Origin of the sequence: Paraburkholderia sp. J76 (genome assembly GCF_905220295.1) — a bacterium.
Taxonomy (GTDB): domain Bacteria; phylum Pseudomonadota; class Gammaproteobacteria; order Burkholderiales; family Burkholderiaceae; genus Paraburkholderia.
On the sequence record NZ_CAJMZJ010000009.1, the window covers coordinates 200895 to 223554 of the forward strand.

At 65.4% G+C, this 22660-nt stretch carries 22 protein-coding genes; 9 read left to right on the forward strand and 13 right to left on the reverse strand.

The genetic code is table 11. The features are described from left to right. Positions 1-26: 26 nt before the first annotated feature. Together lolB and U5768_RS19140 are read right to left on the reverse strand one after the other, a co-directional pair. Entirely contained in the window at positions 27-689 is a 663-nt protein-coding gene (gene lolB, locus U5768_RS19135) for a lipoprotein insertase outer membrane protein LolB (protein ID WP_322031959.1), read from the reverse strand. Next, on the reverse strand, positions 689-2524 hold the full coding sequence (locus U5768_RS19140) for a tetratricopeptide repeat protein (RefSeq protein WP_322031960.1): 1836 nt from the start codon (positions 2522-2524) through the stop codon (positions 689-691). The genes lolB and U5768_RS19140 overlap by 1 nt, the downstream gene beginning before the upstream one ends. 122 nt (positions 2525-2646) lie before the next feature. Here U5768_RS19140 and mutM point away from each other — a divergent pair, with 122 nt between their 5' ends. After that, positions 2647-3477, forward strand: a complete 831-nt coding sequence (gene mutM, locus U5768_RS19145) for a bifunctional DNA-formamidopyrimidine glycosylase/DNA-(apurinic or apyrimidinic site) lyase (RefSeq protein ID WP_322031961.1) — start codon at positions 2647-2649, stop codon at positions 3475-3477. Positions 3478-3492: 15 nt separating this feature from the next. Beyond that, positions 3493-4626 (forward strand): A/G-specific adenine glycosylase, encoded by a 1134-nt coding sequence (gene mutY / locus U5768_RS19150; protein ID WP_322031962.1) that lies wholly within the window; start codon positions 3493-3495, stop codon positions 4624-4626. Positions 4627-4655: 29 nt separating this feature from the next. Here the strand turns inward: mutY and U5768_RS19155 are convergent, their stop codons facing one another. From U5768_RS19155 to kdsD, 11 genes are all read right to left on the reverse strand, one after another. Continuing rightward, positions 4656-5291, reverse strand: coding sequence for an LON peptidase substrate-binding domain-containing protein (locus tag U5768_RS19155; protein WP_322031963.1), 636 nt, complete (start codon positions 5289-5291; stop codon positions 4656-4658). Between the two features lie 42 nt (positions 5292-5333). Continuing rightward, positions 5334-6227 carry an RNase adapter RapZ gene (gene rapZ, locus U5768_RS19160; protein WP_322031964.1) on the reverse strand — a complete coding sequence of 298 codons (894 nt, stop codon included), beginning with the start codon at positions 6225-6227 and terminating at the stop codon, positions 5334-5336. A 163-nt stretch (positions 6228-6390) separates the two neighbouring features. Next, entirely contained in the window at positions 6391-7359 is a 969-nt protein-coding gene (hprK, locus tag U5768_RS19165; RefSeq protein WP_028201859.1) for an HPr(Ser) kinase/phosphatase, read from the reverse strand. Positions 7360-7544: 185 nt separating this feature from the next. Further along, entirely contained in the window at positions 7545-8000 is a 456-nt protein-coding gene (ptsN, locus tag U5768_RS19170; RefSeq protein ID WP_028201860.1) for a PTS IIA-like nitrogen regulatory protein PtsN, read from the reverse strand. A 307-nt stretch (positions 8001-8307) separates the two neighbouring features. Then, positions 8308-8664, reverse strand: coding sequence for a ribosome hibernation-promoting factor, HPF/YfiA family (gene hpf, locus U5768_RS19175; protein WP_028201861.1), 357 nt, complete (start codon positions 8662-8664; stop codon positions 8308-8310). Between the two features lie 173 nt (positions 8665-8837). After that, complete coding sequence (locus U5768_RS19180) at positions 8838-10355, reverse strand: RNA polymerase factor sigma-54 (RefSeq protein ID WP_322031965.1); 1518 nt, start codon at positions 10353-10355, stop codon at positions 8838-8840. Between the two features lie 290 nt (positions 10356-10645). Then, a complete protein-coding gene (gene lptB, locus U5768_RS19185) occupies positions 10646-11437 on the reverse strand; it encodes an LPS export ABC transporter ATP-binding protein (protein ID WP_322031966.1) in 792 nt (263 codons plus the stop codon). Beyond that, the gene (lptA, locus tag U5768_RS19190) at positions 11434-12126 is read right to left on the reverse strand and encodes a lipopolysaccharide transport periplasmic protein LptA (protein WP_322031967.1); all 693 of its coding nucleotides are present in this window, start codon (positions 12124-12126) and stop codon (positions 11434-11436) included. Before lptA ends, lptB begins: the two co-directional genes overlap by 4 nt. Before the next feature lie 31 nt (positions 12127-12157). After that, a complete protein-coding gene (lptC, locus tag U5768_RS19195; protein ID WP_322031968.1) occupies positions 12158-12757 on the reverse strand; it encodes an LPS export ABC transporter periplasmic protein LptC in 600 nt (199 codons plus the stop codon). Then, positions 12754-13308 carry a 3-deoxy-D-manno-octulosonate 8-phosphate phosphatase gene (locus U5768_RS19200; protein WP_322031969.1) on the reverse strand — a complete coding sequence of 185 codons (555 nt, stop codon included), beginning with the start codon at positions 13306-13308 and terminating at the stop codon, positions 12754-12756. The genes lptC and U5768_RS19200 overlap by 4 nt, the downstream gene beginning before the upstream one ends. Continuing rightward, the gene (gene kdsD / locus U5768_RS19205) at positions 13308-14294 is read right to left on the reverse strand and encodes an arabinose 5-phosphate isomerase KdsD (protein WP_322031970.1); all 987 of its coding nucleotides are present in this window, start codon (positions 14292-14294) and stop codon (positions 13308-13310) included. Before kdsD ends, U5768_RS19200 begins: the two co-directional genes overlap by 1 nt. 206 nt (positions 14295-14500) lie before the next feature. Here kdsD and U5768_RS19210 point away from each other — a divergent pair, with 206 nt between their 5' ends. From U5768_RS19210 to U5768_RS19240, 7 genes are all read left to right on the forward strand, one after another. Continuing rightward, positions 14501-16516 carry a cation:proton antiporter gene (locus U5768_RS19210; RefSeq protein ID WP_322031971.1) on the forward strand — a complete coding sequence of 672 codons (2016 nt, stop codon included), beginning with the start codon at positions 14501-14503 and terminating at the stop codon, positions 16514-16516. 89 nt (positions 16517-16605) lie between these two features. Beyond that, positions 16606-17172: an adenine phosphoribosyltransferase gene (locus U5768_RS19215; protein WP_322031972.1), complete on the forward strand. Its 567-nt coding sequence runs from the start codon at positions 16606-16608 to the stop codon at positions 17170-17172. Positions 17173-17188: 16 nt separating this feature from the next. Beyond that, entirely contained in the window at positions 17189-17803 is a 615-nt protein-coding gene (locus U5768_RS19220; RefSeq protein ID WP_322031973.1) for a LysE family translocator, read from the forward strand. Between the two features lie 18 nt (positions 17804-17821). Continuing rightward, positions 17822-18679: an NUDIX hydrolase gene (locus U5768_RS19225; protein ID WP_322031974.1), complete on the forward strand. Its 858-nt coding sequence runs from the start codon at positions 17822-17824 to the stop codon at positions 18677-18679. Between the two features lie 59 nt (positions 18680-18738). After that, positions 18739-19608: a formyltetrahydrofolate deformylase gene (gene purU, locus U5768_RS19230; RefSeq protein ID WP_322031975.1), complete on the forward strand. Its 870-nt coding sequence runs from the start codon at positions 18739-18741 to the stop codon at positions 19606-19608. Between the two features lie 247 nt (positions 19609-19855). Then, complete coding sequence (locus tag U5768_RS19235; RefSeq protein WP_322031976.1) at positions 19856-21181, forward strand: nitrate/nitrite transporter; 1326 nt, start codon at positions 19856-19858, stop codon at positions 21179-21181. Positions 21182-21228: 47 nt separating this feature from the next. Continuing rightward, on the forward strand, positions 21229-22623 hold the full coding sequence (locus U5768_RS19240) for a NarK family nitrate/nitrite MFS transporter (RefSeq protein WP_322031977.1): 1395 nt from the start codon (positions 21229-21231) through the stop codon (positions 22621-22623). The last annotated feature ends 37 nt before the right edge of the window (positions 22624-22660 follow it).

Below are 22660 nucleotides of genomic sequence, written 5' to 3' on the forward strand. Positions count from 1 at the left end.
AGAACGCATTGCCGATGAGGAGCCGCTTACTGGTCGAGCACGAGCTTGATCTGCAGCGGCGGTTCTTCGCGCGAGAGATTGACGCGCTTCACGCCCGTGCCCGGCGCGTCGGCGTAGGCGACGTAATCGACGGTCCAGCCGTCCTGTTCGATCTGCGAAAGCCGCTGCGGATTTTGCGAGTCGGGCGTCGTGCGCGCGTGCGACGTAGGCGCGACCGAAGGCTGCAGCCAGTAGCGCAAGCCTTCCACCGGCAACGCGAACCCGAGCGCCTGCTGCATGAGCGTGCTCACGTTGTCGGCCGTGAGCGGCTGGCGGTTAGGCAGTTCCAACGTGGCTTGCGACGGCGCGGACGTGACGATCGCGAGCGTCTGGCCGAGCGGATTGAGCAGTTGCAGCGTCACCGTCGAATCGGTCTCGTGCCAGTCGAAGTTGCCGTACGCGTTGCGCTGCTGGCCGTTCTGGTCGACGTACTGCACGGCGAAACGGCCGTGATAGGCGCGGTTCGTCTGCGTGGTGAGCGAGGTGGTAGCGTTCGACGTGGACGGCTGGCGCGGCGGCTGTTGCGTGGCGCAGCCCGCGAGCACGAGGAGCGCCGCCGCCGCTGCGCCGAGCGACGCGCGCCGTGCAAAACGGGCGGCGCGCGCAGCGCGGAGGGCCTTGGGGGGAAACGAAGTGAAAAAATCTGCCATCAGAGATCGTTGACCTGGAGGCGCTTGAGCGTCTTCAGGAGCGTGTCGTTGTCGGGTTCGAGCTTGCGGGCTTCGCGCCAGGCTTCGCGTGCGCCGTCCTGGTCGCCGTTTTTCCAGAGCACTTCGCCCAGGTGCGCGCCAATTTCCGCGTTCGGCTGGAGACTATAGGCCTTGCGCAAGAGCTTGATCGCGTCGGCATTGTCGCCCAGGCGAAATTTCACCCAGCCCACGCTGTCCATGATGAACGCGTCGTCGGGTGCGAGCGCCGAGGCTTTTTCCACCAGCTTGTCCGCTTCCTGCAGGCGCTGGTTGCGGTCCGCGAGCGAATAGCCAAGCGCATTGTAGGCCTGCGGATTGTCAGGCTGCGTCTTGATGAGCTTGCGCAACTGCGCTTCCATGACGTCGAAATGGCCGTTTTTTTCCGCGGCCATCGCGTAGTCATAGGTGAGGTCCGGGTCGTCCGGGAAGTCGGCGGTCGCCTTAGCGAGCCGCGCTTCGGCCTCGGGATAACGCTTCGCATCGAACAGGATCGCGGCGTCGGTGCGCGCGATCAGCGCCTGGTCGCGCGGATCGTCGGCCTGAATACTGGCGAGCTGGCGGCGCGCGTCGTCGGTCTTGCCTTCCTTGTCCAGAATCTGCGCGCGCGTGATCTGCGCCGGCACGTACTGCTGGCTGTTCGGCTGGATCTTGTCGAGCCACTTCTGCGCGCCAGCGTCGTCCTTCTGCTCGACCGACAGTTGCGCGAGGTAGATGTAGGCCTGACCGGGGTCCGCGGCCGGGTTCTTCTCGGCAAGCTGCGCGTATTGCGTCAGATACTTCTGCGCCGCGTCGAACTTCTTCTGCTGCACGCTGATGAGCGCGAGCGCCATCAGCGGCATCAGGTCGGATGCGTTGTCCTTGTGCAGGATTTCGAACTGCTTTTGCGCGTCGTCGAGCCGGTCGGAGGCGAGATACGTCTGCGCGAGCGCGAGACGCCCTTCGCGCGACTTCGGATTCTGCTGAACGTACTTTTCGATCGACGCAATGCCTTCGGCGCGCTCCTCCGGCCCCATCTGCGCGAGCATCAGGGCAGCGGGAAGGTAGTCGGGCTTGAGCGCGAGCGCCTGCTCGAACGACTTGCGCGCGCCGGGCGCGTCGTCGGCGAGCAGTTGCTGACGGCCAATGGCGAGCTGCGCCTCGGGACGGTTCAGGTCGTCCTTGAGCATCGCCTTGAGCACATTCAGGCCGCCCACGCGATTCGGGCCGCGCGAAAGCAGAAGCTGCAGCGAGAGGATCGCCTGGCCGCGACTGTCGGCCGGCACCTTCGCGAGTTCGCGCGTGAGCAGCGGCTGGGCGTCGTCGGGCTTGCCGGCGAGCACGAGCAGCGAGGCGTCGAGTTGCGTGGCGCGCTCGGAGTCGGGTGCGTACTGCTGCCAGAGCTGGACCGCAGTCAGGGCGTCGGACGGGCTTTGTGCCGCGAGCGCGATTTCGGTCGCGCGCTGCGCCATGCGCGGGTCGTGAGTATCGCGCGCGAGCGCGAGATACGTTTGAAAGGCGGGTGCAGGCTGGTCGCGCTGGAGCGCGATTTCGGCGGCGAGCACCTGAAACACGATCTGGCTCGACAGTGGCACGCCCGGCAGATCCTTCTTCTCGTCGGGCGAGGCGGGGCCGAAAGCGTCCGGCATGGTGACGGAAGTGTCGTCCGTGTCGGGGGACGGATCCTGCGCGTACGCGCTCGACGTGGTCAGCGCCCAGGCCGCGAGAACCGCGGCGCCAACGAGGCGGCGCGCGAAGGCGGCAGGCACGCGGGGCGTCGCTTGACGCTTTGCGAACAGCTTAACGAAAGACAGTTCCATGGAATTCCGTCGAATGTTTCGGTCGATTGTAACGCGCTGGCTACAATACGCGCACAACGCGCACAAACGTTTACGCAAGTTGCAGACCAACCCGGACCAGCGTCCGAATCAGGCCGTCAGACATGCCAGAGTTGCCAGAAGTCGAGGTTACCCGAAGGGGGATCGAACCGTGGGTCGCGGGCCGCCGCGTCGAGCGTGTGGAGGTGCGCAACCCCTCATTACGATGGCCCGTGCCGGCCACGCTCGCCCGTACGCTGCGCGGGCGCACGATCCGTTCCGTCGGCCGGCGCGGCAAATATCTGCTGTTCGAAGTGGACGAAGGCTGGTTCATCGTGCACCTGGGCATGACCGGCACGCTGCGCGTGCTGCGCAATCTGCCCAAGCCGCCGGCCGCGGAGAAACACGATCACGTGGACTGGCTTTTCGACGATTTCACGCTGCGCTTTCGCGACCCGCGCCGCTTCGGCGCCGTGCTTTGGCATCCGCGCGAGGCCGGCGACGTGCTCGGCCACCCGCTGCTGGCGGCGCTCGGCATCGAGCCGTTCACGCCGGCTTTCGACGGCGCACTGCTCTTTCGCGAGACGCGCGGCCGCAAGGTCGCCGTCAAGCAGGCGCTCCTCGCGGGCGATATCGTGGTGGGCGTGGGGAATATCTACGCATCGGAAAGTCTGTTCCGCGCGGGCATCCGACCGACGACGCCTGCGGGCCGCGTTTCGCTCGCGCGCTACGAACTCCTCGCGGACGCCGTGCGCGCCGTGCTTGCCTCGGCCATCGAGAAGGGCGGCAGCACGCTGCGCGATTTCGTGGGCAGCAATGGCGAAAGCGGCTATTTCCAGCTCGAATACTTCGTTTATGACCGCGCGGGCCAGCCTTGTCGCGTGTGCGGCACACCGATCAAGCAGATCGTGCAAGGCCAGCGTTCCACTTATTTCTGTCCGCGCTGCCAGCGCTGACGCCCAAGCTTCTACATGTACCGAACTTCCTCCACTTCCGCGCCGCTGCCGGCTGGCGCTTATCCCGCCGCACTGCTCACCGGTTTCGCGCCGCGCCTGATCGCCTGGCAGCGTGAGCACGGCCGTCACGACCTGCCGTGGCAGAACACGCGCGACCCGTATCGCATCTGGCTCTCGGAAATCATGCTGCAGCAGACGCAGGTGTCGACGGTGATTCCGTACTACGCGCGTTTTCTGGAGCGTTTTCCGACGGTCGAAACGCTTGCCGCCGCGCCCGACGACGACGTGATGGCGCTCTGGGCCGGCCTCGGCTATTACTCGCGCGCGCGCAATCTGCATCGTTGCGCGCAGGTCGTTGCGCAAACCCATGGCGGCAAGTTTCCGTCGACGCTCGAGGCGCTCGCCGAACTGCCCGGCATTGGCCGCTCGACGGCGGCGGCGATCGCATCGTTTGCGTTCGGCGCGCGCGAGACGATTCTCGACGGCAACGTGAAGCGCGTGCTCGCGCGCGTGTTCGGCGTGGACGGCTTCCCTGGCGAAAAGCGCGTGGAGAACGCGATGTGGACGCTCGCCGAAACACTCGTGCCGGGTCCCAACGCAAGCAACGCCGATGTGAGCGCATACACGCAAGGCTTGATGGATCTGGGCGCGACGCTGTGCGGGCGCGGCAAGCCCGACTGCGCGCGTTGCCCGTTCGCTCACGACTGCGTGGCGAATACCACAGGACGTCAGCGCGAACTGCCCGCCGCGCGTCCGAAGAAGACCGTGCCCACGCGGCGCACGTGGATGCTCGTGCTGCTCGACGGCGATGCGGTGATGCTCGAGAAGCGCCCGCCGTCGGGAATCTGGGGCGGCTTGTGGAGCCTGCCCGAAGCCGCCGACGAACCCGCGCTCGCCGAGCGCGCGCGGGACTTCGGCGTGACGCCGGAGCGCGCGGCGTCGAGTTCCGCGCTCATGCCGCTCACGCATACGTTCACGCACTTCAAGCTCGACATCGAGCCGCGCGTGATCGAACTGAAGCGCAACGCCGGGCCGCTGGAAATAAACGATGCGCAGACGGCCTGGGTTTCGCTCGGCAACATCGATGCGTATGGCGTGCCCGCGCCGGTGCGCAAGCTGCTCGACGGATTGCGTGGACCGCTGATCTGAGTCGGCGCGAAGGCGACATCAGCGCAACATCAAAGCAACTGATGCTGCTGCATGTAGTGGTGCACGATTTCGATGCGCGCGCCCGCGTCGTTCAGTTCCATGAGCTTCTGACGCGCGCGCAGCGCGATCGGCAGCACCTCGGCTAGACGGTTCGACACCCACGAGGGATCGTCGAAGCGGAACGGCTCCGCAAACGGCAGGCTCGCGGGGTCGCGCTCGCGAATCGTCGCGATGATGCGCTCGAGCACTTCCGCGCACGCACCGAATTGCGCGAGCTGTTTGCCGCCTTCCAGCGGAATGTCTTCGGGGAGCAGTTCGGCCATGCCCACGAGCAGGCCGTCGGCTTCCACGCGATGCGAGAGCAGATGAAAACGCTGCGTGCCCTGCGCCTGGATGTGCAGCACGCCGACCGTTTCGACATCGCATTGCTCGATGAGCGCGAGGCAGCCAACGGATTCGGGCACGGCGGTCTCGTCGGGCTGCGCGACTTCGCCGCCGCTTTTCAGCAGACACACGCCGAACGGCGTGTGCTCGCGCAGGCATTCGCTCGCCATGTCCAGGTATCGCGCTTCGAAGATCTTGAGCGGCAGCAGGCCGCCAGGGAAGAGCACCGTATGCAGCGGAAACAGCGGCAAATCGGCAAGCACGGCAGGAGACGAGGACATGGCGCAACGCTTTCGGTTAAGGGCCGCGCGATGCGCAGCCGGTTAGGCGATCAGCCGTGACGACTCTCCGACATCGAGAGGCGCGTCGCGGTGACGCACGATAACGTTCGACTCGCCGGCAAAGCGCGTGGCGAGCGTCTGGGCGATGAACACCGAACGATGCTGTCCGCCCGTGCAGCCAATCGCCACGGTGAGATAGCTGCGGTTGTCGGCGCGAAAATGCGGCAGCCACTTCGCAACGAACGCGTAGACATCGTCGATCATTTCGTGGACGGCCGGCTGCGCATTCAGAAAGTCGATCACGGGCTTGTCGAGCCCGGTGAGCGGCCGCAAACGCGCGTCGTAATGCGGATTCGGCAGCGTGCGCACGTCGAACACGAGGTCTGCGTCGAGCGGCACGCCGCGCTTGAAGCCGAACGATTCGAACGTGAGCATGAGCGAGCCGCGCTCGCCTTCGACGAACACCTTCACCCACTGGCGCAGCGCGTTGGAACTCAGGTTGCTCGTATCGACCTGATGGCCGAATTCGGCGAGATTCGAGACGAGTTCGCGCTCGTGCTCGATGGCTTCTTCGAGCGACTTGAGCATGCCCACGTTCGCGTCGTGCGCGGCGGAGCCCGAGAGCGGATGGCGGCGTCGCGTTTCGGAAAAGCGCTGGATGAGCGATTGCGTGCTCGCGTTGAGGAACAGCACGCGCACGTCGTGGCGAAGCGCCAGGTCGCGGATCATCTCCGGCATGTCTTCGAACGAGGAACTCGAGCGCGCATCGATAGCCACGGCGAGGCGTTCGTAGCCGTCGTCGCTGAGATATTGCGCGAGTTGCGGTAGAAAACGCGGCGGCAGATTGTCGACGCAATAGTAGCCGACGTCTTCGAGCGCGTTGAGCGCCACTGACTTGCCGGAACCCGAAATGCCGGTGATCAGGATGATACGCATGGGAGAGTCGATGAACCCGATTGGGTCATCATAGCATTCGATTCGCGCGCCTGTATTGGCTCTCCGGGCCGCGGGCGCCTGTTTCGAGGCGCGCGGCGCGATGCGCGCGCCTGGCCGGCCGCGCCTCGCCGGCCGCGCCTCGCCGGCCGCGCGTCTTCAGGCGTCAGATCAGCTTGCCGGGAAACTGGCTGTCGGGGTCCTGCATCGCAAGACGCTGGCGGTCCATGAAGTCGCGCAGCGTGTCGATGCCGCGCAATTGCAGGATCGTGTTGCGCACGGCCGCCTCGACCAGCACGGCGAGGTTGCGGCCCGCGGCCACCTGGATCGTGACCTTGCTGATCGGCAGGCCGAGCACGTCGACGGTCTGGCTTTCCAGCGGCAGACGCTGGAATTCGCCGTCCGGGCGGCGCACCAGTTGCACGATGAGCTTGAGCTTCATCTTCCGGCGCACGGCCGTTTCACCGAAGATCGTCTTGATGTCGAGCAGCCCCAGGCCGCGCACTTCGAGCAGGTTCTGCAACAGCGGCGGGCAGCGGCCTTCGACAAAATCGGGGCCGAGGCGCACGAAGTCCACGGCGTCGTCTGCTACGAGGCCATGGCCGCGGCTGATCAACTCCAGACCCAGTTCGCTCTTGCCGAGACCCGAATCGCCCGTGAGCAGCACGCCCATGCCGAGAATGTCGAGGAACACGCCGTGCAGCGTCGCGCGCGGCGCGAGGATGCGCGACATGTAAAGGCGCAGGCTGTCGATGACGGTGGCCGCCGACATCGGCGTGGTGAAGAGCGGCGTGGACGAACGCGTGCAACGCAGCACCAGTTCGGGCGGCGCGGTCATGCCGTCGGCGACCACGAGGAAGGGCGGTTCGAGTGCGATCAGCTCGGCCATATGGCGCGAGCGGTCTTCGTCGGTCTGGCGCTGGTAGTAGTGGATTTCGGCGTCGCCGAGCACCTGGATGCGGTTCGGGTGGATGAGGTTCAGGTGGCCGACGAGGTCCGCGCTCGCCGTGGCCGTCGCCACCGTTTCCGTCGAAAAGCCGCGTTCCCAGCCTTCGTGCCCCGTCAGCCAGCTCAGTTTCAGCGTGGTGGCGTTGTCGTCGAAGATGCTTTGAGCGTTGATGCTGGAAGTGTCCATGAGTCGGTGACTCCGCGAGATGGCTCGCTTAACTGCTGGCTGGATAAACCGCTTAACCTGGAAGCTGGAAGCTGGATGTTTGACGGCTGCCCGCGTTTTGCGCGTCACCCTCTGCAAAGGCGTCGAGCGTGCGCATGCTGGCCGCGCGAACCGCGCCCGCACCACGCAAAACGCCGCACATTACATCAAGGTTGCCACTGGGTGAGCAGGCGATGCAACGTTTCGCGGTCTTCTTCCGTGTGCAGACGCTCGCGCGTTTCGCGATCCGACAACAGTTGTGCGATCTCGGACAGGATTTCAAGGTGCTGCTGCGTGGCCTGTTCGGGCACGAGCAGGAAGATGAGGAGCGAAACGGGCTGACCGTCCGGCGCTTCGAAGGCGATCGGCTCGGCGAGGCGCACGAACGCGGCCTGCGGCTGCTTCAGGCCCTTGATGCGGCCGTGCGGGATCGCGACGCCTTCGCCGAGGCCCGTGGAGCCGAGGCGCTCGCGTGCGAAAAGATTGTCGGTGACCGTGCTGCGGGCAATGCCGTTCTGGTTTTCGAAGATCAGGCCAGCCTGTTCGAAGACGCGTTTCTTGCTGGTAACGGACAGACCGACGACGACGTTCTCGATGGGAAGTATTTTGGCTAAACGATTCATGTTGGCAGGCGAAAACGTGGCCGGACCTGTTGGTGCGAGTTGGCGCGTTAGACCCCGTAATACGACTGGACCATTATAGAACAAGCGTCCACGCCGATGGTGCGATGCGCCACGCATAAGCGCAACCCGCGTTTCCCGGTTGCACCGGCGGTAGAACCCGTATGTAAAACCCGTATGTGAAACCGTGCATCGCGCTGCTCACGAAAAAGCCGCCCGGTTCGGGCGGCTTCGCTTCTTGGAACGGAGGATGAACTATCGACTCCAGTCCCGGTTCATGGCGCGCAACGCCACGCAGGACACTGCGGGATCACTGCGGCGGGATTTCGATGATGGGCGCAGGCTGGTGCTTGATCGCCTCATGTTGATGTCCCTGCACGCGGTCCTTGTGACGCACGACCTGGCGATCGAGCTTGTCGACCACGAGATCGATGGCGGCGTACATGTCGCCGTTAGCGCTCTCCACAAAGATGTCCTTGCCTTTCAGATGAAGGTTCACTTCCACCTTCTGTCTCTTATCCTTTTCCTTATGGTTGTCGACCGAGAGGACCACATTGCCATCGATTACCTGATCGAAATGTCTTAGCACCCTGTCCAGTTTGGTGATCACGTATTCTCGCAACGCTGGCGTTACTTCGAGATGGTGTCCACTGATCTTCAGATTCATAGTGCTTCTCCAGGCTAATGGCCGCGCGACGCGTGAAGTGCGGCAATGCCGGTCGACTGTCTGCCTGTACGCGGCTCCCCGAAAGGCCTGCGACGGCGGGCTAACTCGGCCGGCCATGTCCGCCAACGGGCGTAGCGGCCGGAAAACGCCTGTTCCGAAAAAGCCGGAACAAGCTAAAGAGACTTGCGCAGATTGACCGCTGGAATCTTCAGCGCCTCGCGATATTTCGCGACTGTGCGTCGCGCGACCACGAAGCCCTGTTCCGCCAGCAGTTCGGCGATGCGGCTGTCTGAAAGAGGGGATTTGGTGTTCTCGGCTCCTATGAGTTGCTTGATGAGGGCGCGGATGGCGGTGGATGATGCGGCGCCTCCGGTGTCCGTCGATACATGCGATCCGAAGAAGTACTTGAATTCAAGTGTCCCGAATGGAGTCAGCATGTATTTACCGGTTGTCACACGGGAGACAGTTGATTCGTGTAGGCCCAGCGTATCAGCAATCTCCCTCAAAACCAAGGGGCGCATGGCGATTTCGCCGTGCACGAAAAAGTTCTTCTGACGCTCCACAATAGCCTGCGCGACACGCAGGATCGTCTCGAAACGCTGCTGGATATTCTTGATGAGCCAGCGCGCTTCCTGCAATTGCTGACGCAGCGAACCGCTGCCCGGGTCGCCCCGGTTATTGCGCAGAATGTTCGCGTACAGATGGTTGATGCGCAGCTTCGGCACCACCTCCGGGTTCAGTTCCGCATGCCAGTTCTGGCCGGACTTCTTCACGATGATGTCCGGCACCACGTAATCGGCTTCGGCCTTGCCGTACGACGCGCCCGGGAACGGTTCGAGCGAGCGGATCAGCGCATGCGCCTCGCGCAGTTCGTCGTCGCCCGTCTTCAGTTGCTTGCGCAACCGTGTGAAGTCGCGCGCGGCGAGCAGTTCCAGATAGTGCGACACGATCTCGAGCGCGAGCGTGCGCGTGGGCGACGAATTGACGCGCAGCAGTTGCAGCTTGAGGCACTCGGAGGCCGAGCGCGCGCCCACGCCCGCGGGATCGAAGCTGTGCAGCAACGCCAGCGCCGCGTTCAATTCGTCGGCGTCGACTTCGAGCTCTTCGGGAATGTCGGCAAGAATTTCCTCGCATGTCGCGCCGAGGTAGCCGTCTTCGTCGAGCGATTCGATGAAGAACGTGATGAGCGCGCGGTCGCGCTGGCTCGCGTTCGTCTCGCGCAGTTGCGCCATGAGATGGTCGCGCAGCGTGGTGGTCGATTCGTGGATTTGCAGCGGCGGCAGATCGTCGTCGTCGGAGGCATTGCCGGAGCGGCCATAGTCGTCCAGGTTCCACTGGCTCGCGTCGCCGTTCGCGTCGCCGCCCAGGCCGTCGTACTCGTCCACGCCTCGCGGCTCGCTCTCGCTGTTTTCGCCGCTCCCGTTGGACGCCGTGGTCGAACTGTTCGCGCCCTGCATCGGCTCCGCGCCCGAGGAGGTGGGCGGCTGCGCGATGACCGAGCCGTCCGCGGCCACGCGCAGCGGGCTCGCGATCCAGTCGTCCTCGTTTTCGAGCAGCGGGTTCTGCGAGATCGCCGTCGCGACTTCCTGCTGCAGTTCGAGCGTCGACAACTGCAGCAGCCGGATGGACTGTTGCAGTTGTGGGGTGAGCGCAAGATGCTGCGAGAGGCGGAGTTGGAGGCTGGCTTTCATGGCGGTGTGCGGACCATTGTAAAGAGTTTGCCACGCGGACGAAACCACGAGGCATTCGCAAACACGAGCGTGCGCCGCACCGGTGCATGCCCGGAATTTAGTGCGCAAACAGAGGGACCAACGGGGCGCCGCGTGCCCGGCCATGCACCTTTTTGGGGGCAAGGTCGATACCGCGGAATTAAACGGGGAAACCCGAAAGATGAGACGGGAAAACGCGAAAGCGGGTCGCGCGCGCCCCGGCGGGCGCTGCGGTGAATGGGCGCGCCGTGTGCGAGGCGCGCCCGGGGGGCTTACATGCGGAAGTGTTCGCCGAGATAAACGCGGCGCACGCTTTCGTTCTCGATGATCTCGCCGGGCGCGCCGGCCGCGAGCACGCTGCCGTCGCTGATGATGTACGCGTGGTCGCAGATGCCGAGCGTTTCGCGCACGTTGTGGTCCGTGATCAGCACGCCGATGTTGCGCTGCTTGAGGAACTTCACGATCTTCTGGATTTCCAGCACGGCGATCGGGTCCACGCCCGCGAACGGCTCGTCGAGCAGGATGAAGCTCGGGTCGGTGGCGAGCGCACGCGCGATTTCGACGCGGCGGCGTTCGCCGCCCGAAAGCGAGAGCGCGGCATTCTCGCGCAGATGCGCGATCTGCAACTCGTCGAGCAGCGCTTCGGCGCGCTCGGTGATGATGTCTTTCGACAGACGTTTGCCGTGGCCGTCCACCTGCAGTTCGAGCACGGCGCGGATGTTTTCCTCGACCGTGAGCTTGCGGAACACCGAAGCTTCCTGCGGCAGATACGAAAGGCCGAGCGCCGCGCGCTTGTGAATGGGCAGCAGGCTGATGGACTGGCCGTCGAGGTCGATCTCGCCCGCGTCGAGCGGCACGAGGCCCACGATCATGTAGAACGACGTGGTCTTGCCGGCGCCGTTCGGGCCGAGCAGCCCGACCACTTCGCCGCTCTTCACGTCGAGCGACACGTCCTTGACGACGGTGCGCGAGCCGTAGCGTTTCTTCAGATTGCGCACGACGAGCGTGCTCGACTTGCCGGCCAGTTGGCGGCCGTAGCTTTGGGGGGCGGTGACGGTATTCACTGTGGCGGCGCTTCCTGCAGCTTGGTGGACGGCGTGAGCGCGGCCGGGGCGCCGGGCGCGGGCTGTGCACCCGTGGTGGTGTTGCGCGGCGAGAGCATGGCGCGAACGCGGCCGGTAGGATTGCCCGGACCCGCGACATCCTTGCCGGAGCGCGCCGTGTAGAAGTCGTTCTGGCCGTCGTACGTGACGACGCTGCCATGGACCTGATCCATCACCGTCGAGAGGCCCTGCAGGCGGCGCACCGTGGCGCGCGTCGTGAGCGTGGTGAGGTCCTGCTTGCCGTCGTAGTCGATGCGCTCGGCCGTGCCGTCGACGTATTCGTCGAGGCCTTCGCGCTTCTGGCGGAAGTAGGCGAGCTTTTCGGCGGGCGTGCCGGGCGCGACGGTGCCGGTCGCGAACTGGTAGCCCTGCGGGTCCTGCGTGACGACGAGCCTGTCGGCCTTGATGAGGATCGTGCCCTTGGTGGCGACCACGTGGCCCGTGAAGACGGTCTGCTGTTTCAGATCGTCATACGTCATGTTGTCCGCTTCGATATTGAGCGGCTTGTCCTTGTCGGCGCGCTCGGCGTGGGCCGCGGGCGCGAGGCCGGCGAACAGCAGCGCGCTCGCGAGCGCCATCAGCGCCGCGAAGCGGGCGCGGCGTGCGTCGGGCGAACGGCCGTTCAGTGGACGGGGAAGCGAATCGTTCATGCAATCGTGCCTTGCGTGGACGGCCCGGCGTTCAGGACGAGCCGCCGGAGTCAGCCGGGGCGATGGCTCCACGGACGTTGCCGAAGAGCTGGATGACCCGGGAGACATTGTTGTAGTTCATGCCGCTGGTGGCCGTCATGACCGACAGGCCGCGTCGAAGTTTAACCGGCTTTTCGGTCAGGATCACATCGTCGTTCACGAGCACTTTGAAATGCTCGGAATCAGCCTGCATTTCCGGATCGCCGGCGCCCGCCGCGCGCAGAATGCGCGCGTTGTCGTACAGATTGACGATCGAGGCGTCGGCGTTGACCGTGCCGCGCTCGCCCGTGGCCGTGACGATCGGCTTGCCGGGCTGGAACGCGCGCACGGCCGGGTTCGTGAGGTCGCTGTTCTCGTCGTCCTCGTAGTGAACCATGTGCGTCGCCGTGAGCCGGTACTGCGTGGCGCCCGACTGGTCGAGTTCCGACACCGAAAAGTTGTCGGCGAAATAGTCGGGCGTATGCGTGAGCGCACGCGGCGCCGCCTCCTTCTCGCGCGGCTGGACGGCCTGCAGCAGCCACCACGTGAAACCGGCGAGCGCGGCGACGCACACGAGCGGCACGAGCGAAGTGAGGCGGAACTGCGGACTCATAGCGACGTCCCGGCGAGCGGCGCGCAGGCTTGCGCGAGCATGGCGTCGTAACGGTTCTGCGCGCGCAGGATCAGGTCGGTGACTTCGCGCACGGCGCCGTGGCCGCCCACCTTGCCGGACACCCAATGGGCGCGCGAAAGCACGTCCGCATGGGCGTTGGCGGGCGCGGCCGCGAAGCCGACCTGGAGCATCACGCCGAGGTCGGGCCAGTCGTCGCCCATGTAGCCGCATGCCTCGGGCGCGATGCCGGTTTGCGAGAGCAGGTCGGCGAACGCCACGCGCTTGTCTTCCACGCCTTGCCACAGGTGCGTGATCTTCAGTTCCTTCGCGCGCACGGCGACGATCTCCGAGCGGCGCCCGGTGATGATGGCCGTGTCGATGCCGGCTTCGCGCAGGAGCTTCGCGCCGTGGCCGTCGAGCGAGTTGAACGCCTTCATCGTGTCGCCCGCGCCGGTGAAGAGCAGGCCGCCGTCGGTGAGCACACCGTCGATGTCGAAAATCATGAGGCGCACGCGCGCGGCGCGCGCGGTTGCGTCGATTGGGGTTGCCATCAAATCACCTTCTTGGAGAACAGGTCGTGCATGTTGAGCGCGCCGATCAGCGTGCCTTCGGCATCGACGACCAGCATCTGATTGATGCGGTAGCGCTCCATCAGTTCCACGGCTTCGACGGCAAGCTGGTCCGGGCCGATGGTGCGCGGGCCTTTCGTCATGACCTGCGCGATCGGCAGGTCGCGGAAATCGCCCATGCGTTCGAGCACGCGGCGCAGGTCGCCGTCGGTGAAAATGCCTTGCACGTGGCCGTCGGCGTTGACGACCGCCGTCATGCCCATGCGCTTGGCCGTGAGCTGGAAGAGAGCGTCGCGCACGGTCACGTCGTCGCGCACCTTCGGGATTTCGTCGCCAGTGCGCATCACGTCGCGCACGTAGGTGAGGAGGCGCCGGCCGAGCGCGCCGCCCGGATGCGAGCGCGCGAAGTCGTCCGCGCCGAAGCCGCGCGCGTCGAGCACCGCGACCGCGAGCGCGTCGGAAAGCGCGAGCGCCGCTGTCGTGCTCGCGGTGGGCGCGAGGTTCAGCGGGCAAGCTTCCTTTTCCACACCGGCGTCCAGATGCACGTCGGAAAGCTGACCGAGCGTCGATTGCGGGCGGTTGCCCGTCATGCCGATGAGCTTCGCGCCGATGCGCTTGACGAGCGGCAGGATCGCCACGAGTTCTTCGGATTCGCCGGAGTTCGACAAGCCGATGAATACGTCGTCCGCGGTGACCATGCCGAGGTCGCCGTGGCTCGCTTCAGCGGGATGCACGAAGAACGCCGGGGTGCCCGTGGAGGCCAGCGTGGCCGCGAGCTTGCGGGCAATGTGGCCCGATTTGCCGATGCCGGAAACGACCACGCGTCCGCGGCAACTGAGGATGAGGTCGACCGCGCCGACGAAGTTGTCGTCGAGCCGGTCGCGAAGCCCGCGCACGGCGTCCGCTTCGATGTCGAGCACGTTGCGAGCGAGCTTCAGCGCCCGATCGCCATTGATTTTCGCTATCATCCGCGGAGTATAGCAAAGGCGTCTCGCCGCCGCGCCAGCGCTCCCAGCGCCAAAATCCCGCGCGCGGGCCGCCTGGCTTGCCTGGCCGTTTTCTCCGTAGCCCTTCCCATCCAGCCTCCTTTGCGTCGATCATTGACCCGGCGCGGGGCAGAATTTGCTTCGCCGCCCATGCAGACCGCGGCTGACGAACGAGGACGCTTCACACGATGATCTCCCCGCTGGAAATGACGCTGTTCCTCCTGCTCGCCTCGGTGGTCGGCGTCGTGCTGTTCCGTTATCTCAATTTGCCGCCGATGCTCGGCTACCTCACGGTCGGCATTCTCGTGGGCCCGCGCTCGCTCGGCATCGTGCCGGACACGCACGGCGCGCAGAACCTGGCCGAGTTCGGCGTCGTGTTCCTGATGTTCTCCATCGGGCTCGAGTTTTCGCTCTCGAAGCTGCGCGCCATGCGCCACGCCGTGTTCGGCCTCGGGCTTTCGCAGGTGGTGGGCACGATCGTCGTGGCGTTGCTGCTCGGGCTCGTGCTGGAACCGTGGGTGCATATCACGTGGCAGGCATGCGTGGCGCTCGGCGGCGCGCTCGCCATGTCGTCTACAGCCATCGTCAGCAAGATGCTTTCCGAGCGGCTGGAGATCGAGTCGGAGCACGGCCGCAACATTCTGGGCGTGCTGCTGTTTCAGGATCTGGCCGTGGTACCCCTGCTCATCGTGATCGCGGCGTTCGGCGGTTCGGGCGCGTCGCTCGTCGAATCGCTCGGCACGGCGGCCGTGAAGATCGTGCTCGCGCTCGGCATTCTGCTCATCGTCGGGCAGAAGTTCATGACGCGCTGGTTCAATGTGGTCGCGCGGCGCCGCTCGCAGGAGCTGTTCGTCCTCAACGTGCTGCTCGTCACGCTGGGCGCGGCGTTCATCACCGACAAGTTCGGCCTCTCGCTCGCGCTCGGCGCCTTCATCGCGGGCATGCTGATCGCCGAAACGCCGTACAGGCACCAGGTGGAAGAGGACATCAAGCCGTTTCGCGACGTGCTGCTCGGGCTCTTCTTCGTGACCACGGGCATGCTGCTCAACCCGCACGTGATCTGGCAGCACCCTGTGATGGTGGCGGCGTTCTTCTTCGGGCCGGTCGTGCTCAAGGCCGTGCTCATCACGGCGCTCACGCGTATTTTCGGCGCTTCGCCTGGCGTGGCCATGCGCACGGGCCTCGGCCTCGCGCAAGCCGGCGAATTCGGCTTCGTGCTGCTGAACCTCATTCTCGACAAGCATCTTGTCGACCCGACGCTGCTCCAGGCGATCCTCGCGGCCATGCTGCTGTCGATGCTCGCCGCGCCGTTCCTGATCCAGAACGCCGACCGCATCGTGCTGCGCGTTTCCTCGACGGAATGGATGCAGCAGTCGTTGATGATGACGCGCATCGCCACGCAGAGCATCAAGCAAAGCGGCCATGTGATCGTGTGCGGCTACGGCCGCGCGGGGCAGAATCTCGCGCGCATGCTCGAATACGAGGGCCTCTCGTACGTCGCGCTCGACCTCGATCCCGACCGCGTGGCGGCCGCGGCGGCGGCGGGCGAATCGGTGGTGTTCGGCGACGCGGCGCGGCGCGAGTCGCTCGTCGCGGCGGGCATTCATCGCGCGGCGGCCGTGGCGATCACGTATGCCAATACGCAATCGGCGTTTCGCGTGCTCCATCACATTCACGAACTGGAGCCCACCTTGCCCGTGATCGTGCGCACGGTCGACGACGCCGATCTCGAACGCCTGCTCGCCGCGGGCGCCACCGAAGTCATCCCGGAGATCGTGGAAGGCAGCCTCATGCTCGCCTCGCACATGCTGGTGATCATGGGCGTGCCGATGCGCCGTGTGGTGCGCCGCGTGGAGGAACTGCGCGACGAGCGCTACAGCCTCCTGCGCGGCTACTTCCACGGCACCGACGATGTGGGCGAGGACGGTCACGAGCAGGTGCGGCTACAATCCGTACCGGTCGACGAACGCGCCGACGCCGTGGGCCGCACGCTCGCGGAGCTGGGCCTGTACGACCTCGGCGTCGAGGTGACGGCGATTCGCCGCCACGGCATCCGAGGCGTGGAGCCGGACCCGTCGACGAAGCTGCGCGAGGCCGACATCGTCGTGCTGCGCGGTTTGCCCGAGCAGCTCGCCCAGGCCGAGGAGCGGCTGTCGCGGCATCGCAAGCCCGGTTCGGCCGGCGCGGGCGCGGCGGCGGCCTGAGGTTCGCGGTTCGCGGCTCGCGGGTCCCGCCCCGTTTAAGCCGTCCTGCCGTGCCTTACCCGTCATTCGAGTCACAACCCGGAGAAATCATGTCCAACGCACCTGCGAACCCGAGCGCCGAAGCGGCCCAGTTCGTGAACAGCCTGATCCGCACGGTGCCCGACTGGCCTGCGCCGGGAGTGCAGTTCCGCGACATCACGCCGCTCATCGGCCATCCGAAGGGCCTGCGCGTGCTGATCGACCTGTTCGTCGAGCGCTATGTGGACGCGAAGCTCGACTACGTCGCCGGGCTCGACGCGCGCGGTTTCATCATCGGGCCGATCGTCGCCTACGAGCTGAACGTCGGCTTCATTCCGATCCGCAAGATCGGCAAGCTGCCGTACAAAACCGTTTCCGAAACCTACAAGCTCGAATACGGCGAAGCGACCGTCGAGATTCACGAGGACGCCTGCGGCAAGGGCGAGCGCGTCGTGATCGTCGACGACCTGATCGCCACCGGCGGCACGATGATGGCCGGCAAGCTGCTGCTGGAGCGCCTCGGCGCGAGCGTGGTGGAGGGCGCCGCGATCATCGACCTGCCCGACCTCGGCGGCTCGAAGCTGCTCTCCGATGCCGGCCTGCCGCTCTTCACCGTGACCGCCTTCGGCGGCCACTGAAACCGGGGTCGATCTCATGCCGAATTTCGCGCTCTTTCTCGCCACCTCCATCGCCATCACGTTCGCGCCTGGTCCCGACAACCTCCAGGTGCTCGCGCGCGGCATCTCGCAGGGCCGCGCCGCCGGTCTCGTGGCCGCGCTCGGCTTCGCCGCGGGCGTGACGTTCCACATCACGCTCGCCACGCTCGGCGTGGCCGCCGTGCTGCGCTCGTCGCCGCTCGCGTTCCAGATCCTCAAGCTCGCGGGCGCCGCGTATCTCGTGTGGATCGGCGTGAAGGCGCTGCGCAGCCAGGGCCTCGCCGCCGCCGGCGACCGGCCGCGCCAGCCGCTTTCCTCGATCTTTCGCCAGAGCGTGCTCGGCAACATGATGAATCCGAAGGTGACGCTCTTCTTCGTCGTGTTCCTGCCGCAGTTCGTCGATGCGCACGGCGCGCAAAGCGTCACGCTGCAGATGCTCGAACTCGGCCTCGCGTTCATGGCGCAGACGGTGGTGGTGTTCTCGATCTTCGGGCTGTGCGCGGGCACGATCGGAAGCTGGTTGAAGCGCCGCCCGCGCGCGGGCGTGTGGCTCGACCGGCTCGCCGGCCTCACCTTCATCGCCATCGGCATTCGCATCGCCCTGCGCGACTGATCTACGGAGTCCTGACCGATGACCTTGCCTTGCATTATCGACGCGCGGCGTTTCGATGCCGGCGCGCATCTGCCGTTTCATATCGGCGACGAGCGCGTGGGCTGGATACGCGAAAACGACGTGGCGCGGCTCGCGCGCTGGCCCGACGTGTTCGAGATCGACGGCGATGCCGCCAGCGCGCGCGTGACGCTCGCCCCGCGGTTCGACACGGTCGATGCCCGCAGCGCCGCGCTCGGTTCGGTGATCGGCGCGCTCGCGGCACAAGGGCACATTCCGGGCTGGCGCGACGAAACCTACGCGATCCGCAATGCGTTCGACGCGCCGCCGCTCGCCTTTATCGAACGCGCGGCCTCGCGCTTCTTCGGCACGATGACATACGCGGTGCATTTGAACGGCGTCGTAGAATATGCGGATCACGCGCCGCAGCTATGGATCGCGCGCCGCAGCGACACCAAGGCGACGGACCCCGGCATGCTCGATAACGTCGTGGCGGGCGGCATCGGCTGGGGCCTCGGCATCGAAGCCACGCTCGTGAAGGAATGCTGGGAAGAAGCGGGCATCGCCGAGGACCTCGCGCGCGAGGCGCGCGCGGGCCGCATCGTCCACGTGCTGCAGTCGCTGCCGGAAGGCACGCAGGCCGAGCAGATCTTCATCTACGATCTCGTGCTTCCGGCCGACTTCGTGCCGCACAACCAGGACGGCGAAGTGGGCGAACATCGCCTCGCGCGCATCGACGAAGCCGCGCGCTGGATCGAGGAGGGCGCGATGACGGTGGACGCGAGCCTCGCGACGCTCGACTGCCTGCTGCGCCGCCAATGGATAGACGAAGACGCGTGCGAGGGCATTGCCGCGATCTTCGAACCGCCGACGCTGTGAAAGGGCGTTTTTAGCAAACCCTTTGAAATACCGGGCAATTGATGGGAGTCACCAAGGTCATGTCGACCGATCACAGCTTCATCCTCAAACTGTCGTGCGCCGACCGGCCGGGCATCGTGCATGCCGTGTCGGGCTTTCTGTTCGAGCGCGGCAGCAATATTCTCGACTCGGCCCAGTTCGGCGACAGCCACACGGGCGAGTTCTTCATGCGCGTGCATTTCCAGCAGGTGGGCGGCGATCCGGGCCTGACGGGCCTGCGCAGCGCGTTCGAGCCGCTCGCGCAGGAGTTCGGCATGCGCTGGGAACTGCATGATGCGAACGTGAAGCCGCGCGTCGTCCTCATGGTCTCGAAGATCGGCCATTGCCTGAACGACCTGCTGTTCCGCTATCGCACCGGCCAGTTGCCTATCGAGATTCCGGCGATCATCTCGAATCACAAGGACTTCTATCAACTCGCCGCGAGCTACAACATTCCGTTTCATCACTTCCCGCTGCTCGGCGGCACGGACGCCGACAAGGCCGCGCAGGAAGCGCGCGTGCTCGAAGTGGTGAACCGCGAGGGCGCCGATCTCGTCGTGCTCGCGCGCTACATGCAGATTCTTTCGCCGCAGCTTTGCGAGGCGCTCGAAGGCCGCGCGATCAACATCCACCATTCGTTCCTGCCGAGCTTCAAGGGCGCGAAGCCGTATTACCAGGCGTTCGACCGCGGCGTGAAGCTCATCGGCGCGACGGCGCACTATGTGACGTCCGATCTCGACGAAGGCCCGATCATCGAGCAGGAAGTGGAGCGCGTGGATCACAACATGACGCCGGACCAGCTCACCGCCATCGGCCGCGACGTGGAATGCGTGACGCTTGCGCGCGCGGTGAAGTGGCACGTGGAGCATCGCATCGTGCTCAACGGGCACAAGACGGTGGTTTTCCGCTGATCGTTATCGATTGCGTGCGACACCATGCCGTAGCGTGTTTCATGACGCGCTACGGCTTTTTCAAATATTCTTGTTGATCACTGGCGCATTCGCATGCTTGCGATATTTCTTCCGCGCCCGCTCGTTCCCCCCCGTACTACTCCTTAAGTTCTAGCGGCGCATCGTCGCGCACTCCCTGCGGAGAATAGTCCGCTCCTTTCGTCTTTCCTACCCTTGTCACGTCAACGAATGGACAAGAGGGAAAAACATGAAAGCCGCCCCATCCCCGCAGGCGGAACCGGTTGCCGATAGCCGCGCCTGGCGCGTGCTCGGATCGAGCACCTTCGCGTTCACGATCTGCTTCGCCGTCTGGATGATGTTCGCGATCCTCGGCATTCCGCTCAAGAAGCAGCTAAACCTCACCGACACCGAATTCGGCCTGATCGCCGCGATGCCCGTGCTCACCGGCTCGCTGGCCCGCGTGCCGCTCGGCATCTGGACCGATCGCGTGGGCGGCCGCATCGTCTTCTTCATCACCATGCTCGCGACGATCGTGCCGATCTGGCTCGTCTCGTACGCGACGCAGCTCTGGCAATTCCTCGTGCTCGGCCTGTTCGTGGGCTTCGCCGGGGCGTCGTTTTCGGTGGGCACGCCCTATGTCGCGCGCTGGTTCCCGAAGTCGCGCCAGGGTTTTGCCATGGGCATCTTCGGCGCGGGCAATTCGGGCGCCGCGCTCAACAAGTTCGTGGCGCCCGTGCTGATCGTCGCCGCCGGCACGTGGACCATCGTGCCGAAGGTCTACGCCGTCGCGATGCTCGTGACCGCGCTGCTGTTCTGGATGTTCTCCGCAAGCAACCCGGCGCACCGCGTGTCCGGCACGGCCACCGTGGCGAGCCAGATGCGCGTGCTGGCCGACCCGCGCGTGCTGCGCTATGCGCAGTACTACTCGGTTGTATTCGGCGGCTATGTGGGCCTTTCGTTGTGGATGCCGCAGTACTACGTGAATCAGTACGGCTTCGGCATCGAGCATGCCGCCTTTCTCGCCGCCTGCTTCTCGCTGCCCGGCGGCGTGCTGCGCGCGCTCGGCGGCTGGCTTTCCGACCGCTACGGCGCCTATCGCACGACGTGGGCGGTGATGTGGGTCGCGCTCGCGTGCTTCTTCCTGCTCAGCTACCCGCCGACCGACTTCACGATCCATGGCGCGCATGGCCCGATTGGTCTGCACATCAGCACGGGGCCGGTGTTCTACACGGCGCTGATGTTCGTGGTCGGCATTGCGATGGCGGTGGGCAAGGCATCGGTCTTCAAGTTCATCGGCGACGAGTACACCGACAACATCGGCGCTGTGTCGGGCGTCGTGGGGCTGGCGGGTGGTCTCGCGGGCTTCGTGCTGCCGATCCTGTTCGGGCTGCTCGTCGACCTCACGGGCGTTCGCACCACCTGTTTCATGCTGATGTTCGGCGCGACCGTGGTGAGCCTGCTGTTCATGCACTTCTCGTTTCGCCCCGAGGCGCTTGCGCACGGTAGCGCGAAGCTCGCGAGCAAGGTTCGGGCGGCGACGCCGGCACTCGAGAAAACCACGTACTCCGAATGATCCCAATCGCGCCGCGCGTGCGGCGCGCCTACTGTAAGAGCACAATCATGTCCAAATATCTCCTGACCCAATGGGAGCCCGAGAACAAGGCGTTCTGGCAGGCTTCCGGCGAGCAGATCGCCACCCGTAACCTCTGGATTTCGATCCCCGCGCTGATGCTGGCGTTCGTGGTGTGGTCGCTGTGGAGCGTCACGGTCGTCAATCTCGACAAGGGCGGCTTTCACTTCACGAAGAACGAACTCTTCTGGCTCACGGCGCTGCCTGCGCTTTCGGGCGCCACGCTGCGCATTTTCTATTCGTTTCTCGTGCCGATTTTCGGCGGCCGCCGCTTCACCGCGATCTCCACGGCGAGCCTTCTGATCCCGGCCATCGGCATGGGCTTCGCGCTGCGCGATCCGGCCACTTCGTATTCGACCCTGCTCGTGCTCGCCCTGCTGTGCGGGCTTGGCGGCGCGAACTTCAGCTCGTCGATGGCGAACATCAGCTTCTTCTTTCCGAAGGCGCGTAAAGGTTTCGCCACCGGCCTCAATGCGGGCATCGGCAACCTCGGCGTTTCGCTCGTGCAGTTCGTCACGCCCATCGTCATCTCGACGGCCGTGTTCGCGGGCCTGCTCGGCGACGGCCAGAGCTACGTGAAGAACGGTGTGGAGCACAGCATCTGGCTGCAGAACGCGGGCTTCGTGTGGATTCCGCTCATCGTCGTCTCCTCGATCGCCGCATGGTTCGGCATGAACGACATCGCCGACGCGAAGGCCTCGTTCAGCGAGCAGGCCGTGATCTTCCGCCGCGCGCACAACTGGATCATGTGCTTTCTTTATGTCGGCACGTTCGGCTCGTTCATCGGTTTTTCGGCGGGCCTCGCGCTGCTCACGAAGGCGGAATTCCCCGCCATCAACCCGACCGCATGGGCGTTCCTCGGGCCGCTCGCCGGCGCGCTTACGCGCCCCGTTGGCGGCTGGATCTCGGACAAGCTCGGCGGCGCGCGCGTGACGCTCTGGACCTTCCTCGCGATGATCGTCGCAGTGGTGGGCGTGATCGCGTTCCTGCCGGGCGGCGCGCTGGGCGGCGCACAGGGCAGCTTTGCCGGCTTCCTCGCGATGTTCGTCGTGCTGTTCGCGCTCACCGGCATCGGCAATGGCTCGACCTTCCGCATGATTCCCGTGATCTTCCTCACGCAGCATCAACGCGCGGCGAAGGGCAAAGGCGACGCGGCGCAGCACGGCGCGCTCGCCGAAGCGGGCAAGGAATCGGCGGCGGTGCTCGGCTTCGCGGGCGCGATGGGCGCGTACGGCGGCTTCTTCATTCCGAAGAGCTTCGGCACGTCGCTCGACATGACCGGCTCGCCGGTGGGCGCGCTCGTGTGTTTCATCGGCTTCTACGTGGTGTGCGCGGCGGTGACGTGGCTGTTCTACGCGCGCCGCAACGCTTCCATGCCTTGCTAGGTCCCGCGAGGACTAGTCCTTTGAGAGTAGCGCGGCG

Coding starts and splice junctions, on each gene's coding strand:
- U5768_RS19140 (WP_322031960.1), bottom strand. CDS start 2,524: ATGGAACTGTCTTTCGTTAAGCTGTTCGCAAAGCGTCAAGCGACGCCC.
- hprK (WP_028201859.1), bottom strand. CDS start 7,359: ATGGACACTTCCAGCATCAACGCTCAAAGCATCTTCGACGACAACGCC.
- mutY (WP_322031962.1), top strand. CDS start 3,493: ATGTACCGAACTTCCTCCACTTCCGCGCCGCTGCCGGCTGGCGCTTAT.
- ptsN (WP_028201860.1), bottom strand. CDS start 8,000: ATGAATCGTTTAGCCAAAATACTTCCCATCGAGAACGTCGTCGTCGGT.
- lptA (WP_322031967.1), bottom strand. CDS start 12,126: ATGAACGATTCGCTTCCCCGTCCACTGAACGGCCGTTCGCCCGACGCA.
- U5768_RS19210 (WP_322031971.1), top strand. CDS start 14,501: ATGATCTCCCCGCTGGAAATGACGCTGTTCCTCCTGCTCGCCTCGGTG.
- U5768_RS19240 (WP_322031977.1), top strand. CDS start 21,229: ATGTCCAAATATCTCCTGACCCAATGGGAGCCCGAGAACAAGGCGTTC.
- hpf (WP_028201861.1), bottom strand. CDS start 8,664: ATGAATCTGAAGATCAGTGGACACCATCTCGAAGTAACGCCAGCGTTG.
- U5768_RS19220 (WP_322031973.1), top strand. CDS start 17,189: ATGCCGAATTTCGCGCTCTTTCTCGCCACCTCCATCGCCATCACGTTC.
- U5768_RS19225 (WP_322031974.1), top strand. CDS start 17,822: ATGACCTTGCCTTGCATTATCGACGCGCGGCGTTTCGATGCCGGCGCG.
- U5768_RS19180 (WP_322031965.1), bottom strand. CDS start 10,355: ATGAAAGCCAGCCTCCAACTCCGCCTCTCGCAGCATCTTGCGCTCACC.
- mutM (WP_322031961.1), top strand. CDS start 2,647: ATGCCAGAGTTGCCAGAAGTCGAGGTTACCCGAAGGGGGATCGAACCG.
- U5768_RS19200 (WP_322031969.1), bottom strand. CDS start 13,308: ATGGCAACCCCAATCGACGCAACCGCGCGCGCCGCGCGCGTGCGCCTC.
- rapZ (WP_322031964.1), bottom strand. CDS start 6,227: ATGCGTATCATCCTGATCACCGGCATTTCGGGTTCCGGCAAGTCAGTG.
- U5768_RS19215 (WP_322031972.1), top strand. CDS start 16,606: ATGTCCAACGCACCTGCGAACCCGAGCGCCGAAGCGGCCCAGTTCGTG.
- U5768_RS19235 (WP_322031976.1), top strand. CDS start 19,856: ATGAAAGCCGCCCCATCCCCGCAGGCGGAACCGGTTGCCGATAGCCGC.
- lolB (WP_322031959.1), bottom strand. CDS start 689: ATGGCAGATTTTTTCACTTCGTTTCCCCCCAAGGCCCTCCGCGCTGCG.
- U5768_RS19155 (WP_322031963.1), bottom strand. CDS start 5,291: ATGTCCTCGTCTCCTGCCGTGCTTGCCGATTTGCCGCTGTTTCCGCTG.
- purU (WP_322031975.1), top strand. CDS start 18,739: ATGTCGACCGATCACAGCTTCATCCTCAAACTGTCGTGCGCCGACCGG.
- kdsD (WP_322031970.1), bottom strand. CDS start 14,294: ATGATAGCGAAAATCAATGGCGATCGGGCGCTGAAGCTCGCTCGCAAC.
- lptC (WP_322031968.1), bottom strand. CDS start 12,757: ATGAGTCCGCAGTTCCGCCTCACTTCGCTCGTGCCGCTCGTGTGCGTC.